This is a genomic window from Protofrankia symbiont of Coriaria myrtifolia (genome assembly GCF_900634755.1).
GTDB lineage: Bacteria > Actinomycetota > Actinomycetes > Frankiales > Frankiaceae > Protofrankia > Protofrankia coriariae.
This window is the reverse complement of record NZ_CAAAFS010000065.1, coordinates 61,883-78,870: the sequence shown is the minus strand read 5'-3', so window position 1 is coordinate 78,870 and position 16,988 is coordinate 61,883. Positions and strand designations below refer to the sequence as shown.

Below are 16,988 nucleotides of genomic sequence, written 5' to 3'. Positions count from 1 at the left end.
GGCAGGTCCCGCTCACAGAGCAGGTCCGGCAGGTCGGGTTCGTGGGCAGCGCCGAGCTGCGCCTGCTGAAGACGGCGTCGGTGACCGTGGCGGACGTCTTCGGCGCGCTGAGCCGGTTCGCGGCCATCGCCGGGATCGGCGCGCTGACCACCCACGGTTTCGGCGCCGTCGAGGTGGGACCGACCGTGTGACGCCAGGTGGTCTGGCCCGGCCCCGTCTCGGCGGAGCCGGGCCAGACCGGGTCGGATCGGGCCAGGCCGGCTACGGATCCGGGCGGGTCACAGGTCGAGGCCGGTGAGGACGAGGACCCGTTCGACGGTGAGGTCCTCCATGGCCGCGTGTACGCCCTCCCGTCCCACGCCGGAGTCCTTGGCGCCGCCGTAGGGCATCTGGTCCGCCCGGTAGGACGGGACGTCCCCGACGATCACACCGCCGACATCGAGCTGGCGGTGGGCGTGGAAGGCCGTCGCCACGTCGTGGGTGAAGATCCCGGCCTGTAGGCCGTAGGGGCTGTCGTTGATCCGGGCCAGGCCGTCGTCGAGCCCGTCGACCGGTTCGATGACCAGCACCGGCCCGAACACCTCCTCTCGTACCACCTTCGCCTCGGGTGGCACGCCGCGCAGCACGGTCGGGGTGATGGACGTGCCGTCCCGCTTGCCGCCGGTGACGACCGTGGCGCCGGCGTCGACGGCCTCGGCGATCCAGCGTTCGACCCGTTCCGCGGCGGTCAGGTCGATCAGCGGCCCGACCTCGGTCGCCTCGTCGGCGGGGTCGCCGGTGTGCAGCCGCTCGACCGCGGCCGTCACCTCGCTCAGCAACGTCTCGTACACGCTACGTTCGGCATACACACGTTGGACGGCGATGCAGGACTGGCCGGCCTGGTAGTTGGCGAACGTCGCGATCCGCTGCGCGGCCTGGCGCAGGTCCGACGGCGACGACCAGTCAGCGGCGACGAGCACCGCCGCGTTGCCGCCGAGCTCGAGGACGACGTGCTTGCGGGGCACGGCGTCCCGGATCGACCAGCCGACCGCCGCGGAGCCGGTGAACGACACCACCGGCAGCCGCGGGTCCGCGACCAGGCCCGGCATGGCCTCGTTCGGCACGGTCAGCACCGACCACGACCCTTCGGGCAGGTCGGTCTCGGCGAGCAGTTCGGCGAGCAACAGGGACGACAGCGGCGTCTTCGGCGCCGGCTTGACGATGATCGGCGCGCCGACGGCCAGCGCCGGCGCGACCTTGTGCGCGACCAGGTTCAGCGGGAAGTTGAACGGCGTGATCCCCAGCACCGGGCCGCGGGGGACGCGCCGGACCACGGCCAGCCGCCCCGCCCCCGCCGGGTCGGTGTCGAGCCGTTGCAGGTCCCCGGACCAGCGCCGGGCCTCCTCCGCGCCCCAGCGGAAGGTCGACGTCGCCCTGGCGACCTCGGCCCGCGCCCAGGTCAGCGGTTTGCCGCTCTCGGCGGTGATGAGCGCGGCGATCTCCTCACCGCGCTCGGCGATCCGGCCGCTGACGTGGGTGAGGGCGGCGGCCCGGCCGTGCGCCGAGACGGCCGCCAGCTCCCGCGCGGCCCGGGCGGCGGCGGCCACCGCCACGTCCACCTGGCCGGCGTCCGGTTGCGAGACCGTGGCGATCGGACGGCCGTCCCACGGGTGACGCACCTCGAATGCCGTCGAACCCGTCGCCGGCCGGCCCGCCACCCAGAACGGTTCGACCTTGCCCATGGATGCCACTACTCCACCTTCGTGCACAGGACGCTCGGAAGGGCGGCGCCACGCGGGACGGGACAACGTCGGGATACCGAACAACCGGCAACAACCGTCAACCAGCGGCGATGACCGGACGACCGAGTGGACGCGCACGTGTATGTACGCGCCGTGCCGACGCCGGGATCCCGGACGCCGGAGCCGGGCGCACAGTCACACCAGCCACACGGACCACGCCGGACGGCCGAGCGCAACACCCGTTGTGACGCCCACTGATGCCACCCGGTCAGGCAATACCCGGCCCGGGCGAGATGAAGCACCCTCTCGGGCAGGGCGAAACATCCACGGCGGCTCCAACGGCGGCTCCGCAGCGGCTCCGCGGCGGTCCCACGGCGGTCCCACGGTGACTTTCCACAGTGGCCTCTCACCGGCCTTCCCACTGTGGCCTCTCACAGTGGTTCCGCGGCGGCTTCACGGTGGCGGACGAAGGCTGCGGGGCGAGGCGTCCGTGGTCCGCCCTCGACGGGTTTGACGAACGAAAGCCAAGGGAAGTGACCACGGCTATGAAAGCGTCGTCGAATGGTGCGTATCGCCTGGAGGTCCGCCGGGGAGCCCACCGGTGACGACCCCTCCTGCCTGTCCCCGGTGCCTGGGGGCACTGCGTCCGCCTGATCTGTGGAACGACCAGTGGCGCTGCGAGGAGCACGGGGAGGTCGCACCGTACCGGGTCGCGACGTCGTCCCGCGAGCAGGCGCTGCTCTTCCTGGCGCGCGCGGCCACGGCGCCGGTCTGGGTGCCCTGGCCGATGCCGGTGCACTGGTTCGGCAGCGGGGTCGCCTGGGCCGGTGACGAGCGCACCGGGCCGCGGGCCACCGCGTTCGCCGCCGGCGGGCCGTCCCCGCTCGGTGGGCCGGCCGAGCTGATCCTCGTCGCCGAGGAGCCCGGGACGGGTCTCGGGGCGCGGCTGGCGGGGCTGTCGGGCACCGATCCGCAGCGCATCGGCGGCAAGCCCGAGGAGAAGATCGAGGCGGCCGGGCATCCGACCGCCCTGTGGCCGGTGCTCTGCCCACCCGACCGGGCGGTGTTCGTCGGGGAGGCCTACGGGGTGTGGCTGTGGGTCGCGCTCTGGCCGTCCGACGCGGCCACGCTCCTGCTCGAGCACCTCGTCCTGTGGGATCTGCGCAGTACCGAGATGCTCGCCACCTGCCTGCTGTTCGGCGCCGACAGCACCCACCTGTAGCCCGCACCGTAGCGCCATCCACAACCGTCGGCATCCACAATCACAACCACCGCGGAATACGGCTGTGGAACGTAACTGTCGGTCTCAGGCGGCACAGTTGTTGTTGGGTCCGCTGCCTGCGATGCGGACCACGGTCCTGGCGGCGAGCGCCGTGCCACGGCTCGCCAACGCGTGGACGGGCGTGTAGTCAGCCGGTGTCGTCTTCTTCGCCTCGGCCGTCGCCGCCCGCGCCGCCGCCAGATCGACCACCATCAGTTCCACCCTGTACTTCTGGCCGACGCTGCTGTCCCCGTCACCGAAATACTGGCGGCCGCGCCATGACGAGAGCGTGGACGGCTTGTCCCAGCCGAACACGTACGTGACGTACTTGTTGGGCTTCTCGCTGCTCAGATTCCGCACCGCGAGGATCAGGGTCTTGCCGGCCGGCAGCCGGGAGGTACCCGAGAAATAGGCGCACTGCCGTACCTGGGTCCCTTCGGCGGGTGCCCCGATCGCACCGGCGGGCCTGACGGGGGTCGGCTGGGTACTGGGCCGCTGGGTACTGCCAGGCGGCCCAGTGGTGGCAGGGTGCTGGGTAGGTGGCACCGACGGTGTGAGGACGTCTTCCCCGGGTGCCGCCTGCCTCGTGCCGGGCGGGGAGAACGCTGCGGACTCCGATGGCGGCACGGGTGTGACCGTGGCGGACGGCGGGCCGGTCGCCACGGGCCCGGCTGGGTCGGCCGGCCTGGTCAGGGGCGGGTCGGCCGACCCTCGATCGGCCGGCTCCGGCCACGCCCCCAGCAGACCGTCCGCGTTGGAAGGCCTCAGCAGGACGATCCCCAGCAGCACGGTGATCCCAACCACGACCAGCGCCGGCACCGACAGCACCAACCGGCCGCGCAGCGCGGCCAGGCCGGACGCCGGCCGCGCCCCGGGCTCGGCCTTCTCCGTCACCGACGTTTCCGACGGTTCCGACGGTTTTTCTCCCGGCGCTTTCGAGGGTGTTTTCCGCGGCGTTCCCGATGATACTTCCGACGCTGTTCCCGCCGAGACCATTCCCAGTAGCTGACCGGCCCATGCGGGACCATCCGAAGGCCGCCGCGCCGGATCCTCGGCGAGCATGGCGAGCACATGTGCCGCGAACGCCTCCGGATTAGGAACGCCAGCCTCCCGCCCGACCGCGCGCACCTCTTTCCTGAGCGTGCGGATGGCATCCCTCGACGGCTCCGGCGGAACTTTGCCGAGAACGCAGGCAACAGCCACGGCACCCAGCGAGTACAGGTCGGCCGACGGCTGTCGCGGGGCATACGGGTCCGCGATGACTTCGGGAGCCGTGTATCCGATGCTGTACATCCCGCCGCCGGAGCCGTCGTCGAGGAGACGCATCATGCTCAGGTCGACGAGCACGACCCCCCGTTCCGGATGAACAATGCAGTTACCCGGTTTGACGTCACAGTGAACGCTTGGATTACCCTTCATCTGGCTCAGGGAGTGCAGTTTGCCGAGCACGTCGGCGATCTGCGTGACGTACTTCATACGCTCGACGATCGTCCGGCCACCGGCCGGGGCACCGTAGACAAGCTCGGCAAGGGTCTCCCCCTCGACCCACTCCATCGCGAGATAGGGGATGTTCGCCTCGCCGTCCACGGCCCCCTCGTGGTGCGACCGCGCTCCGAGGAAGATCTCGTGCGGCTTCACCACATGCGTGGTTCCCAGCGCGTTCAGCAGAACGATCTGATCTTTCCAGCGTTGGATCTCCCTGGCGGACGGCCAGTCGTCGGGCCCTCCCCGCGGCCGGTTCAGGGACTTGACCGCGAACAGCAGCGGGAGGCTCAGCTTTCCCCGGTAGAGGGCCCGCCACACGGTGCCCTCGCCACCTGCGATTCCCTTGCCCAGCAACTCGTACTGGTCGGGCGCCTCCGGCGGCCCCACGAACAGGCCGTTCGGGCGCTCGGGATCCCCGGGATCAGAAGCCCCGGACCCAGGCGTAGTGGTCACTGTCATCCCGGCCTTGTTCTATCACGTGGAAGACCTTCGGCGTCCTCCACCCTTATCAGACCATTCCAGATCGCCCAACGCGCCGGCGGCCGTCAGAAGTCTTCTCACAGCGGCCCGCCCAGCCGACCATCAGAACGATCACACCATAGCCGCTTGTCAAGAATCAAGAATTGTCGACGGCCGACCGGGCGGGCACAGGCGGATCATGATGTCCCGTTGTCCGTACAATACGTGGCGATACGCAGGACACCCGAGTCACCGTCATCGCCAGGGAGACCTCATCGTGGCCGGTCAACGGTGTGATCCATCGCCTCCGGGCTACGGTTACAGCCCGCCACCGCCGCTGAAGAAAAAGCATCACCTCGAGCAGGCGAACCGAAATGTTCCGACCATCTCAGCCGGCCAGCCGGCCAGCCGGCCAGCAGCCCGTCACGCCAACCGGGCAACATAAGATCGTTCATACTGGCACGAGTGAGAGATTTCACCCAGGGCCGGGCCACGGTCAACGCGTCGATCTGGTCCCAGTGACGCACGACATCCTCGGCGGTTGACGGCGGTGGTGGTCAGCCAACCGCTGAAGATCAATAAACGATCTTTTCCGAGGGGCTCGTAAGCTCATCGACGGTTGGACTGTGTCCGGCAACAGATGATCATTCCGGTGAGCGTATGTACACCGGGCCGGGAACGGGAAGGGCTGGCGGAGATGACGGAACCTGGGACGGATGCCGCCCCGCCGGTGGCGGAGGTGGACCGGCGGCGGCTGCTGCTCATCGTCAACCCGCACGCCGGTGGCGGACGGGCCGCGCGGGCGCTGCCGGACGTGTCCGCCGCGCTGCGGCGCTGGGCGGCGGACGTGCGCGTCGAGCGGACCCGCGACATCGACCACGCCGCCGATCTCGCCGAGCAGGCCGTGGCCGACGGCCGGATGGCGGTCGCTCTCGGCGGGGACGGTCTCGCCGGCCGGGTCGCAGAGACCGTGGCCCGGCTGGGTGGGCTGCTCGCCGTGCTGCCCGGAGGACGCGGCAACGACTTCCTGCGCACCGTCGGCGCCAGCCGGGATCCGGTGATCGCCGCCACCGCCCTGGCCAGCGGCGTCGAGCGTCGCATCGACCTTGCCGAGGCCAACGGGCGGGCCTACCTCGGCATCGCCAGCGTCGGCTTCGACTCGGACGTCCAGGTGATCGCCAATCGGGCCCGGTTCGTCCGTGGCCAGCAGGTCTACACCTACGGCGCGTTACGGGCGGCGGCTGCGTGGAAGCCGGCCCGGTTCACCGTGGAGATCGACGACGGTGCCCCGCGCGAGCTCGTCGGCTGGACGGTGGCGATGGCGAACTCCGCCTGCTACGGCGGCGGGATGCGGCTGGCGCCCGAGGCGGAGCTCGACGACGGGCTGCTCGACGTCGTGCTGCTGGCGCACTGCGGCAAGATCACCTTTCTGTCGACGTTCCCGAAGGTGTTCTCCGGACGGCATGTGGACTCCTCACACGTCGAGGTGCTGCGGGCACGCAGCGTCCGGGTGGACGCCGACCGGCCGTTCCAGCTCTACGCCGACGGCGACCCGGTCGCGGACCTGCCCGCCCGGATCGTCCTGCGGCCGGGCCTGCTCCGCTTCCTCGCGCCGCCGGCCTGACCCGCTCCGGCTCGGCCCCGCCCGCGGCCAGCCCGGGCCCGGCCCCCGTGCCAGGGGCGGCGGCGCTCAGGCCAGTTGGGCGCCGGGACGGCCGTCCTCGACCACCCAGGTGGCGTCGGTGGTGACCGGCGCGTCCCGGCGCTCGATCGTCTCGGCCACCCGCATCTCGGCCCGCCACTCCCCGGGGGTGACGTGCACGCGGGTGTAGCCGCGCCGGTCCCCGCGGAAGTAGCGCACATGCGGGTTGAGCAGCCGGTTGTTCATCCGGACGAGGTCGTCGCTGACCATGAGGAACCCCGAGCTGATGGACGTGCAGACGAACTCGGTGCCGATCACGGGCGTCTCCGGCCGGTTGAAGTCGACCCGCAGGTCGTTCACCCACGCGGAGTGGATGTCGCCGGAGAGCACCACGGGGTTGCGCGCCCGGCTGTCGCGGACGGCGGACAGCAGTCTGGTGCGATACGGTACGTAGCCGTCGTTCTGGTCAAGATTGGTGAGGACGTCACCGAGACCGGCTGCGATCCGCGCGTGCAGCTGGGCCATCATCGTCTGCTGGGCGATCACGTTCCACCGGGTGGACGACGCCCGCAGGCCGTCGATGAGCCAGGCCTCCTGCTCAGCGCCGCTCATCGTCCCGGCGGTGTTGTTCTCCCCGAGCGACGCGTCACCGATGTCCTGGGACGCCCGGCCGGGCTGCGGGGTGCGGTACTGCCGGGTGTCCATCATGTTGAGGGTGAGCAGATCACCGAAGGTGAACCGGCGGTAGATCCTCAGGTCCGGTGAGCCGGGGACGTAGCCGACCCGGATCGGCATGTGCTCGTAGTACGCCTGGTAGGCGGCGGCCCGCTGCCGGGCGAACGCGGCCGGGTCCTGGTGCTTGTCCCCGGTGTCGCCGGACTCGTCGGTGAGGCCCGCGTAGCCGTTCTCGGTCTCGTGGTCGTCCCAGACGACCACCCAGGGCGCGGCGGTGTGCGCGGCCTGCAGAGCGGGATCGGACTTGTACTGTGTGTAGCGATTCCGGTAGTCGTCGAGGGTCCGGAGCTGGTTGAGCCCGGGGGTGGCCGGGGCGGTGTGACGGCGGTCCGGGAACCGGCTGTTCGGGTCGTACTCGTAGATGTAGTCACCGACGTGGACGACAAGATCAAGATTGTCGGTGGCGATCGCGTTGTACGCCGGCCAGTAGCCGTTCTGGAAGTCCTGGCAGCTCGCCAGCGCGAAACTCAGGCTCGACACCGCCGCCGAGGCGGCCGGCGCGGTGCGGGTCCGGCCGACCGGGCTCAGCACGGTGCCGGCGCGGAACCGGTAGAAGTACGCCCGGCCCGGCTGCAGGCCACGGACGTCGACATGCACCGAGTGCGCCAGCCCCGGCGTGGCGGCCTGCGTCCCGGCCGCGACGACGTCGGCGAACTTCTCGTCCGTGGCGACCTGCCAGTCGACCGGGATGTCGCCGCTGGGCAGCGGCGTGCCACCCGAGGGCGGCGCCACCAGCCGCGTCCACAGGATCACCCCGTCGGGCAGCGGATCGCCGCTGGCCACACCGAGGGAGAACACCCCGTCACCGACGCCGGGGATCGGGGTCGCCGGCCGCAGGGTCGCCCGCCCGGTCGGGCGCGGCGGTGCGGGCGTACCGCCCCCGGACGGCCCGCCGTCCGAGCAGCCCACGGCCGCCAGCAGCAGCGCCCCGCCCGCGAGAAAACCTCGCCGGGACGCGACGCCGGCCAGGCTCCGCCGGTGCGGGCCGGCGTCCGTACCGTCCGAGCCGCCAGCCACGGGGCCGGTATCCGCGGCGCTCCCGCCCGCCGGAGTACCGCTGCCTGCCGAAGTGCCCCTGCCTGCCGAAGTCCTGTTCACAACATCCCGCCCAGAATCCTGCCCGGAGCATCCAGGAGCCACGAGGCCCGCCGTCGTCACGGGGCCGACCGTCACAGTACCGGGACGTCAGCGGCGACCCGGTCACAGCGGAAAGTGATCCAGGGAAAACCACAGGCGAACGCTGCGGGTCACCGAGGCGGACGCCGGCAAAGCGGATGCGGATACGGATACGGCAGACGGGCACCGTCGATCGGATGCCGAACGGATATTGTGGGCGGGTGGCCCGGCGGAAACCGGTGTTCCGCGCCCGCCTCCACACATGTGATTCCACATATGTGATCCCGCGCATGTGCTCCTGCTCCGGGCATGCCCCGCGGGCGGGAAAGGCCCGTGAGAGGGGCAGGTCCGCGGACGGAAAGGGAGGGCGGGCTGAACACGCATCCGGCGATCCCGGCGGACGCAGCCGACCTGCACACCCATTCGACGGCGTCGGACGGCCTGCTGCCGCCCGCCGACGTTGTCCGCCTCGCGGCCGCGTCAGGCCTGGCCGCCATCGCGCTCACCGATCATGACACCACCGCGGGCCTGGCCGAGGCCGCGGCGGCGCTGCCCGCCGGCCTCACCCTGCTGCCGGGGGCGGAGATCTCCTGCCGGGTGCGGGTCGGCCGCGACCGCTGGGTGAGCCTGCACCTGCTCGCCTACCTGTTCGACCCGGTCGAGCCGGTGTTCGCCGAGGTCCGGGCCCGGCTGCGCGCCGAACGGGTCACCCGCGCCCAGCGCATGGTGGAGAAGCTGGCCGCCGACGGCCATCCGGTGGCCTGGGAGCGGGTCCGCGCCCTGGCCGACGGCGTGGTCGGACGCCCGCACGTGGCCGAGGCGCTTGTCGAGGCCGGTCTGGTGGGCAGCGTCCAGGATGCCTTCACCCCCGCCTGGATCGGCGCCGGCGGCCGCTACTGGGTGGACAAGGACGAACCGGACGTGGCCGAGGCGATCCGTCTCGTCCGCGACGCCGGCGGGGTCAGCGTGCTGGCGCACGCGTTCGCCAGCCGGCGGGGCGCGACCATCGGCCCGGACGTGATCGCGCGGCTGGCCCGCGACGGCCTCGGCGGCCTGGAGGTGGACCATCCCGACCACACCCCGGAGGCGCGCGCCCGGCTACGCCAGCTGGCCACGGACCTGGATCTGATCGTCACCGGCGCGAGCGACTTCCACGGAGCGAGCAAACCCCAGTCGCTCGGCGCGGAGACGACCACCCGGCAGGCGCTGGACGCGCTGGTCGCCGCGGGCCGCGGCACCGAACCGCTGACCGGCCAGGACCAGCCAGCGACCGGCCCGGCACCGAACCGCTGACCGGCTACGCGCCCTGGCCGCAGCCGCCGCCCGGTGGCTGCCGCGCGGGTGGGTAATGGTCGAGCCGGCCCAGCAGGTCTGCGAGTGTGTCCAGTTCGTCAGGGCTGAAATGGCTGGTCACGTGTTTGGACACCCCGGCGAGATGGGTCCGGGATGCGACCCGCAGCCGCTGGCGGCCTTCCGGGGTGAGGGTGGCCAGCGTCCCCCGCGCGTCCGACGGACACGAGCGGCGCTCGACCAGGCCCTCACGTTCCAGCCGGTCGACCAACCGGGTCAGTCCGCTGCGTGACAGCAGCACCGCCTCCGCGAGCTCGTTCATCCGCAGCGCGCCTTCCGGCGCCTCGGAAAGCTGCACCAGCACGTCGTAGGAGGCCAGCGGCAAATGGTGCTCGGCTTCGAGGTCGCTTTCCAGCTTGCGGGTAACGTAGGAATGAGCTCGCAGGAACTGGCGCCACGCGCGCATCGATCGCGGGTCGACCAGCGGTTCCTGTTCCACTGTTTGCTCGTCCACCGTCACGTGGATCAGAGTACGTCGGCGGTATGGGAGCGGGCCCGGACTCGCCAGGGATGTCAGATGATCGACAATTTGACCGACTCTGCCAGGTTGACAGCCAGCGCATCACCTCTCGACAGCCGTGCACGGCCCGTGGAAGATCATGGACGGCCCGGCTGGGCCAGTGTGCTGGTCGGCGCACCGCCGGCAGCCGCTCGTCCCGTCCCCGCTCCGCCCGCACCGGAAGCGGCCAGGTTCGGACCTCGTCGGACGCGTCCGGGCTGGACCTACGGCTATGGTGGACGTGCAGGCGTGTAGGCAGGAGCCGCACGCACCATCACACAGACCGGTCGAGGTTCTCTTGTCTGCTTCCCGGCCTAGCGCGGACGCGATCCAGGCAGCTCTCGCAACGGTGCTCGACCCTGAGATCGGGCGTCCGATCACCGAACTGGACATGGTCGAGTCGGTACGCGTCACCGATGACAACACCGTGGAAGTCGTGGTGTTGCTGACGGTCGCGGGTTGCCCGATGCGTGAGGAGATCGTCGCTCGGGTCGAGCGGGCGGTCACCGCGGTACCGGGCGTGTGGGGTACGCGGGTCCGTCTTGAGGTGATGACGGCCGAGCAGCGCACCGCCCTGCACACGAAGCTGCGCGGGGGGACCGCCACCCGGGCGATCCCGTTCGCCCAGCCCGGCTCGTTGACCCGGGTGTACGGGGTGGCCAGCGGCAAGGGCGGCGTCGGCAAGTCGTCGGTGACGGTCAACCTGGCCGCGTCGATGGCTCGCTCCGGGCTGTCGGTCGGCGTCCTCGACGCCGACATCTACGGGCACTCGATCCCCCGGATGCTGGGCGTGAACCGTCCGCCCACCCAGGTCGAAAAAATGATCATGCCGCCGCAGGCACATGGCGTCAAGGTCATTTCCACCGGCATGTTCACTCGAGGAAATCAACCTGTTACGTGGCGTGGCCCAATGCTGCACCGCGCGCTGGAGCAGTTCCTCTCGGACGTGTTCTGGGGCGACCTCGACGTCCTGCTGCTCGACCTGCCCCCGGGCACCGGTGACATCGCGATCTCGCTGGCGCAGCTCGTGCCGTCCTCCGAACTTCTTGTGGTCACCACTCCGCAGCTTGCCGCGACCGAGGTCGCGGAGCGGGCCGGCACCGTGGCGGTCCAGACCCGGCAGAACGTCGTCGGCGTGGTCGAGAACATGGCCTGGCTGCCCTGTCCGCACTGTGACGGGCGGGTGGACGTCTTCGGCTCCGGCGGCGGCATAGCCGTGGCCGAGCGTCTCAGCCGGGTCCTCGGGCACGAGGTGCCCCTGCTCGCGCAGGTGCCGATCGACGTCCGGCTGCGGGAAGGCGGGGACAACGGCGTTCCGCTGGCGATCTCCGATCCGGACTCCGAAGCGGGGAAGATCCTCCGGGGGGTGGCCGAACGCCTGTCGTCCCGCTCCCGCGGACTGGCCGGCCGTTCCCTCGGCCTCACCCCGACCCGGCAGCGCTGACCCACCCGAGTCCGGCCAAGATCTAGCCGGTCTAGCCGATCTTCATCGGTGATCTGCAAGGTGAGGTCGTAGTTCGCGAAAACGCTGGAACGCGGCTGTCTTCTGAACGGGCCTCTTGGGCCGCCGGTCAAACGCCCTGCTGGACGGGTCGGGAGCTCAGGTCGCGTCGGTATCGAACGGCGCGGCCGGCGGCTGGCCGGCCGCGGTGCCGCCACCGGTCGCGGGGGCGTCACCGCCCGCCCCGGAGGACACCTCCAGGCCCGATCGGCCCGGGCTGCCGGAGATGGTCTTCGTCAGGGAGGTGGAGGACACGGAGCCGGACGACGATGTGGTCAACGACGGCTTGGTCAACGACGGCTTCGCCAGGGACGTTTCGTTCGACGACGCCTTGGTCAGCGACAGGGTGGGCTTCACCTGGATGGCGGCGTCCTCATAGGAGCCTGAGTCGTAGGAAAGCCGTGGACGAGGCGGCTCCGCCGCCCCGGGGAGAGCATCGGAGTCGTCGTCGAAGAGCATCTTGTCGAAGGACGTCCGCTTGGACAGGTACGGCGGAAGCAACGGATCGTCGTCCTCGAGCAGATGCTTGCGGACGAAGGTCTTGGGGTGCAGAGTCCGCAGATCGAGGTCGGCGAACTCCGGGCCGAGCTCGGAGCGCAGCTCATCGCGCATCCCGGTGGCGGCCTGGCGGATCTGGCGCAGCAGCCGGCCCGCGTCACGGGCGACCTTGGGCAACCGCTCCGGGCCGAACACGAAGAGGCCGATCACCATCAGGACAGCGATCTCGCCCCATCCGACGCCGTTGAACACAGCCTCACACTACCCTGCCATCACGATCAACGAAACACGCTTCCCAACACCCACCGGCCAACCACTGCCCAGAACGTGCCCGATCGAGCTTCAGCCAGACGGGCAACACCTGGACGACCACCCGCCATGTCGCCGTCGTCACAATGCCGCCATTGCCACAATGCCGTCATCGTTACAGCCATCGTCACAACAGCTCCAGGGCTGAAGTTCCAGGTAGAAGTTCCAGGTGGAAGTTCTGAGGTGGAAGTTCCGGGGCCGTTCCCGAAGCTCCGAGCATCGCCCATGCTTCACCCACCATCAACTACCGGACACGGGTATCTGGCCATGACCGGTCAGGGCCGCACGGTCAGCCGGACTGCTCCTGCAGGGTCACCTGGGCGGCCTGCGCCCGGCCGTCCCGCTCGAACGTCACAGTGATCCGTTCGCCGACCCGGTGCGCCCGGCTCGCCGTGATCAGATCGTTGATGTTGCCGACGGCGATGTCTCCGATCCTGGTGATGAGATCGCCGGGACGCAGCCCGGCCAGCGCCGCCGGCCCCCCGGCCTCGACGCCACGGACCAGGGCGCCGGAAGACGCCCCGGCCGCGGCGGCGTTCGCCGTAACCGTGACCGCGGACACCCCGATGTGCGGATGGGTGGCCCGCCCGGTCCGGATGATCTCATCGGCCACCGACTTCGCGTAGTCGATCGGGATGGCGAAACCGACACCGATGTTCCCGGACGTGCCGCGCTCACCGTAACCACCGGGCACGGTCGCGATCGCGGTGTTGATCCCGATGACCTGGCCGTTCCCGTCCAGCAACGGGCCGCCCGAGTTGCCGGGGTTGATGGCCGCGTCGGTCTGGATCGCGCCGATGAGCAGCGACTCCCCGCCGGATTCCACCGGTACGGTCGGGTCACGGTCCAGTGCGCTGACGATGCCCGTGGTCACGGTCCCGGCCAGCCCCAGGGGCGCGCCGATGGCGATCAGGGGCGCGCCGACCACGAGCGATCCGGAACGTCCCAGCGTCGCCGCGGGCAGCGGGTCGGCCGTCCGGATCCGGATGACGGCGAGGTCGGTCCGGGGATCACGACCGACGATCTCCACCGGAATCGGCTGCAGGTTCTGGTAGCGGGTCACCGAGACGCGCGCTCGCGCGGTGACATTGGCCAACACGTGGTTGTTGGTCAGGATGTAGCCGTCCGGCCTGATGATCACACCGGAACCGGTCGCGGTCGCGGCCTGGGTGACCACGCTGATCGTGACCACGGACGGCAGCACCCGCGCGGCAATGACGGAGACGGGGACGCTGCGTTCACCCGGGGCTGACGTGCCGCCTGCCGCGTCCGGCGAGGCGGACGCGGACGATGCCGTCTGGCCGTGGTCGCTACCGGACGCGCCGTAGGCGCCGATCACGCCGCCGACCACCCCACCGAGCAGCCCCGCGAGCAGCATCGCCGTCACCGGGAGCGACGAAAGGCGGCGGAATCTTACTGGCGCAGCCCCCCGCCTCCTACCCGTCCGGCCCGGATACCCGACGTCGGCCAGCACAGCGGCGGCAGCGGCGTGATCACCCGCCCATGCGCTGCCGCCGGCAGGACCGACAGCGGCTGCTGCATCGCCGCCCGCGGCGCCCTCGGCAGTCGTGACGTCGGCGGCCACCGGGCCGGCGCTGACGCCCGTGCGCGCGGTAGCGCCCCACCACTGGGCACCGGCCGGCCGCCGGAATCCGGTCTGCGGCGCGGCAGCGCCGGGCCTCCCGGCACCGGCAACCGACATCGGCGCCGACGCCGGGCGGGCCCACCACGGATTGGTCGGCGGGTCGGACGGCCCACCAACAGCGCCACCGAGTCGGCTCGTATCGCGTTGTGTACCTGAATACGTCATTCCGGTGATATGACCTGGCTCCGGCAACTCCTGCTTCGCCCCGCCCGACCCCAGGCCAGCGGACACGCTCGCGGTGGATCCCGCCTGCGGCGGATACCCCGTGACGGGTCCGGAGTGCGAGGGGATGGCGACGTTCTCGCTGCCGCTACTCATGACCGCTTCGCCTCCCGACCGCCACTGGGGCCTGCCCTCCGGATCGTCGCCTGGCTCCGGTACCCGCCGCGAGTCGCTCCTCGCGACGCGTTGGAAAGCCCGGCATAGCCACCGATATTCAGCAGACCGGCTCCGGAACGTGTTCGGAGACGAGCTGAGTCGCCGTCAACCGCCGTGACACCCGCAGGCGGATGACCATAGCGCACCGCTCACGCGCCTACCACCGTACGGCCTGCGGCGCGGCTCCCGGACTGCCGGGGCAGCGTAGGTGACGTCCGTCATACGGACAGAGGTTCTTCCCAGCCACGGTGCCTTCGGCTGTCAGGGCGTGTCTGATGGATGTTGGTCGCCTGGGCGCCGCTCGCGCGATCGAACATCCGTCAGACGCGCCCTAAGTGGCTTTCGCCGCGTGGGTGCCGGTTTCCGCCTACGGCTTGCTGGCGAGAGGGCGTCGCACGCTGACTGGCACGGACACCACGGCGGCCGCCGGCAGCAGGCGGCTGACCCTGATCTCGGTGACGCCGGTGGCAAGGCTCGGCTGTACCACCGGCACCACAACCGGACGGGTCGACGACGCGGGCAGCCCGCCGGGGGCACGCACCTCCCCGAACGCGGCTCCCGCGACGGCGAAGAGCAGCACGGCCGCCGAGCCCACCAGGGTGCGCCTGGCGCGGCTACGGCGGTGCGCCGCGCGTACACGCGGGTCCACCGGCCCGGACGGCGGACGCCGGCCACCGGTGACCGGCATGGTCACGCGCGGCGTCATCCGTGGGCGGGCCGGCCATCCGGCCGTCCTCCGGCCGTCCTTCGTCGACGTCCCCGACAGGGACGCGGGCGAGACCGCGACGGCCTGCCCGATCGTGAACGTCCGCCTCCCGGTGGGCACATGTGTCTGTGGCGTCGACCACGTCGACCACGTCGAGCCAGCGGTGCGGGTGTCTCCCCAGCGGTGGGAGTGATCAGAATGGAACGTTCCAAGGGGGTCGGCGGGCAGTTGTGCGACCGGGCAGCCGACGGGAACCGCCGGATCAGCCGGAAACCCCGGACCGGCTGGCAGCGCCGGGCCAGCCGGATGCGCCCGGCCGTTGTCCGCGACGAAAGGGACACCCGTGTCCGTGACGAAGGGGGTGCTTGCCACGGAGGGAGTGCCCGCGGCGAACCGGGTGGGGATGGCGGCCACGGCCATCCGCAGCAGCCGGTCCGCCACACAACCCGGCAGCACAGGGCCGCCGAGCGCTGCCAACCGCGCCTTGAGACGACGCAGTTCGGCTACCTCCCACTGGCAGGCGGGACAGCGGGCGAGGTGCGCCAGGGCACGGTCCCGGTCGTCGTGGTCGAGTTGCTCGTCGACCAGCTGAGCGATCCGCTCACCAAGGTGGTGTCCGCTCACGCCTGCCGCTCCGGCGTGGACGTTGCACCGCCCACATTCGCCGTGGTCGGCTGTACGTTCGGCGCCGCCGTCCGGCGAGCGATCCGGTGCGATCGGTGTGACCGGCGCGCCCCGTCATCAGCCAGGGCGTGGGCATCGGCGGCGAGCGGGGCCTGCGGCCCGGTCAGTACCATCGGGGAAACGGCCGCGTCCCCGACCGGCTCATCGACCGCGGCCAGCAGCGCCGCTTCCCCGGCCGTGGCCGAGGAGACCGAGGAGCGCGGTGCCCGGTCGGCGAGCGCCTGCCGCAGCATCGCGCGTCCCCGGGAGATCCGGCTGCGGACCGTGCCGAGCTTCACTCCCAGGGTCTGCGCGATCTCCTCGTAGGAGAGCTGTTCGATGTCGCAGAGAACGACCGCGGCCCGGAAGTCCGGCGGGAGCGCGGCAAGCGCGCCTTCGATGTCGGCGTCGAAGTGCGACTCCGCGTAGACGGCCTCAGGGCTCGCCTCGCGGCCGGCCAGCCGCTCGGGGTCGTCCGGCAGCGCGTCGAAACGAATCTTCTGCTGGCGCCGCATCCGGTCCAGGAAGAGGTTCGTGGTGATTCGGTGGAGCCAGCCCTCGAAGGTGCCGGGTGTGTAGTCCGCCAACGACCGGAACACACGCACGAAGACGTCCTGGGTGAGGTCTTCGGCGTCGTGGGCGTTACCCGTAAGACGGTAGGCAAGACGGTACACCCTGTTACCGTGGTCCCGTACGACCTCTTCCCACGTGGGCGGCACCCACGCGGCCGGATCGCTACCGACCGCGCCAGCGACATCGGCCGCGACAGACCCGGTGACCTCCTCGTCCGAGGCCGGACGCGGTGGAGCCGGCCGGCCAGACGTGAACGTGGCCAGGCGCGCGTCCTGTCCGTTCACAGCCGCCTCTCGATCGGTTCGAGACGAACGTACCCGACGCGCCGGCCATGGCGCGGCAAAACCCGCAGCGGACACCGGCTGTTCTCCCCTCGATCCATCCCCGACACGAGGCGCGTTGCCAAGACGAACGCGCCATCAGCACCCGGCGTTCCCGTAGGCTGCC

13 protein-coding genes are annotated in these 16,988 nt (G+C 71.0%); 5 read left to right on the top strand and 8 right to left on the bottom strand.

Translation table 11 applies throughout. The features are described from left to right. Positions 1-191, top strand: a 191-nt coding sequence (cas6, locus tag CM1CMNOD_RS21460; protein ID WP_131796392.1) for a CRISPR system precrRNA processing endoribonuclease RAMP protein Cas6, incomplete at its 5' end; no start/stop codon positions are given. An 87-nt stretch (positions 192-278) separates the two neighbouring features. Here cas6 and CM1CMNOD_RS03840 read toward each other — a convergent pair. Further along, the gene (locus CM1CMNOD_RS03840) at positions 279-1,721 is read right to left on the bottom strand and encodes an aldehyde dehydrogenase family protein (RefSeq protein ID WP_043602939.1); all 1,443 of its coding nucleotides are present in this window, start codon (positions 1,719-1,721) and stop codon (positions 279-281) included. 601 nt (positions 1,722-2,322) lie between these two features. On the opposite strand from CM1CMNOD_RS03840, the gene CM1CMNOD_RS03835 reads away from it, so the two are divergent. Then, positions 2,323-2,943 carry a DUF6758 family protein gene (locus CM1CMNOD_RS03835; RefSeq protein ID WP_013872353.1) on the top strand — a complete coding sequence of 207 codons (621 nt, stop codon included), beginning with the start codon at positions 2,323-2,325 and terminating at the stop codon, positions 2,941-2,943. Positions 2,944-3,027: 84 nt separating this feature from the next. Here the strand turns inward: CM1CMNOD_RS03835 and CM1CMNOD_RS03830 are convergent, their stop codons facing one another. Next, a complete protein-coding gene (locus tag CM1CMNOD_RS03830) occupies positions 3,028-4,926 on the bottom strand; it encodes a serine/threonine protein kinase (protein ID WP_013872352.1) in 1,899 nt (632 codons plus the stop codon). 697 nt (positions 4,927-5,623) lie between these two features. Here CM1CMNOD_RS03830 and CM1CMNOD_RS03825 point away from each other — a divergent pair. Next, a complete protein-coding gene (locus CM1CMNOD_RS03825) occupies positions 5,624-6,550 on the top strand; it encodes a diacylglycerol/lipid kinase family protein (protein WP_043604812.1) in 927 nt (308 codons plus the stop codon). 66 nt (positions 6,551-6,616) lie between these two features. Here CM1CMNOD_RS03825 and CM1CMNOD_RS03820 read toward each other — a convergent pair whose 3' ends face one another. Further along, positions 6,617-8,320 (bottom strand): alkaline phosphatase D family protein, encoded by a 1,704-nt coding sequence (locus CM1CMNOD_RS03820; RefSeq protein ID WP_013872350.1) that lies wholly within the window; start codon positions 8,318-8,320, stop codon positions 6,617-6,619. 489 nt (positions 8,321-8,809) lie between these two features. Here CM1CMNOD_RS03820 and CM1CMNOD_RS03815 point away from each other — a divergent pair, with 489 nt between their 5' ends. Continuing rightward, the gene (locus tag CM1CMNOD_RS03815; RefSeq protein WP_043604810.1) at positions 8,810-9,712 is read left to right on the top strand and encodes a PHP domain-containing protein; all 903 of its coding nucleotides are present in this window, start codon (positions 8,810-8,812) and stop codon (positions 9,710-9,712) included. A gap of 4 nt (positions 9,713-9,716) precedes the next feature. On the opposite strand, the gene CM1CMNOD_RS03810 is transcribed toward CM1CMNOD_RS03815, so the two are convergent. Beyond that, complete coding sequence (locus tag CM1CMNOD_RS03810; RefSeq protein ID WP_083828429.1) at positions 9,717-10,175, bottom strand: MarR family winged helix-turn-helix transcriptional regulator; 459 nt, start codon at positions 10,173-10,175, stop codon at positions 9,717-9,719. Positions 10,176-10,566: 391 nt separating this feature from the next. Between CM1CMNOD_RS03810 and CM1CMNOD_RS03805 the strand changes: the two genes are divergently transcribed. Then, a complete protein-coding gene (locus CM1CMNOD_RS03805; RefSeq protein WP_013872347.1) occupies positions 10,567-11,712 on the top strand; it encodes an Mrp/NBP35 family ATP-binding protein in 1,146 nt (381 codons plus the stop codon). 156 nt (positions 11,713-11,868) lie between these two features. Here the strand turns inward: CM1CMNOD_RS03805 and tatB are convergent, their stop codons facing one another. The 4 genes from tatB to sigE all read right to left on the bottom strand — a co-directional run bounded on the left by tatB (position 11,869) and on the right by sigE (position 16,825). Next, on the bottom strand, positions 11,869-12,519 hold the full coding sequence (gene tatB, locus CM1CMNOD_RS03800; RefSeq protein ID WP_013872346.1) for a Sec-independent protein translocase protein TatB: 651 nt from the start codon (positions 12,517-12,519) through the stop codon (positions 11,869-11,871). 346 nt (positions 12,520-12,865) lie between these two features. Further along, a complete protein-coding gene (locus tag CM1CMNOD_RS03795) occupies positions 12,866-13,954 on the bottom strand; it encodes a S1C family serine protease (protein ID WP_237702984.1) in 1,089 nt (362 codons plus the stop codon). A gap of 1,012 nt (positions 13,955-14,966) precedes the next feature. Then, entirely contained in the window at positions 14,967-15,929 is a 963-nt protein-coding gene (locus tag CM1CMNOD_RS03790) for an anti-sigma factor family protein (protein WP_013872344.1), read from the bottom strand. Continuing rightward, positions 15,926-16,825 (bottom strand): RNA polymerase sigma factor SigE, encoded by a 900-nt coding sequence (gene sigE, locus CM1CMNOD_RS03785; RefSeq protein WP_013872343.1) that lies wholly within the window; start codon positions 16,823-16,825, stop codon positions 15,926-15,928. The genes CM1CMNOD_RS03790 and sigE overlap by 4 nt, the downstream gene beginning before the upstream one ends. Positions 16,826-16,988 lie beyond the last annotated feature (163 nt).

What these genes read in the sequence shown, in the direction of transcription:
- CM1CMNOD_RS03830 (WP_013872352.1), bottom strand. Translation starts at nt 4,926, where the DNA reads ATGACAGTGACCACTACGCCTGGGTCCGGGGCTTCTGATCCCGGGGAT.
- CM1CMNOD_RS03840 (WP_043602939.1), bottom strand. Translation starts at nt 1,721, where the DNA reads ATGGGCAAGGTCGAACCGTTCTGGGTGGCGGGCCGGCCGGCGACGGGT.
- CM1CMNOD_RS03795 (WP_237702984.1), bottom strand. Translation starts at nt 13,954, where the DNA reads ATGCTGCTCGCGGGGCTGCTCGGTGGGGTGGTCGGCGGCGTGATCGGC.
- CM1CMNOD_RS03810 (WP_083828429.1), bottom strand. Translation starts at nt 10,175, where the DNA reads ATGCGCGCGTGGCGCCAGTTCCTGCGAGCTCATTCCTACGTTACCCGC.
- CM1CMNOD_RS03825 (WP_043604812.1), top strand. Translation starts at nt 5,624, where the DNA reads ATGACGGAACCTGGGACGGATGCCGCCCCGCCGGTGGCGGAGGTGGAC.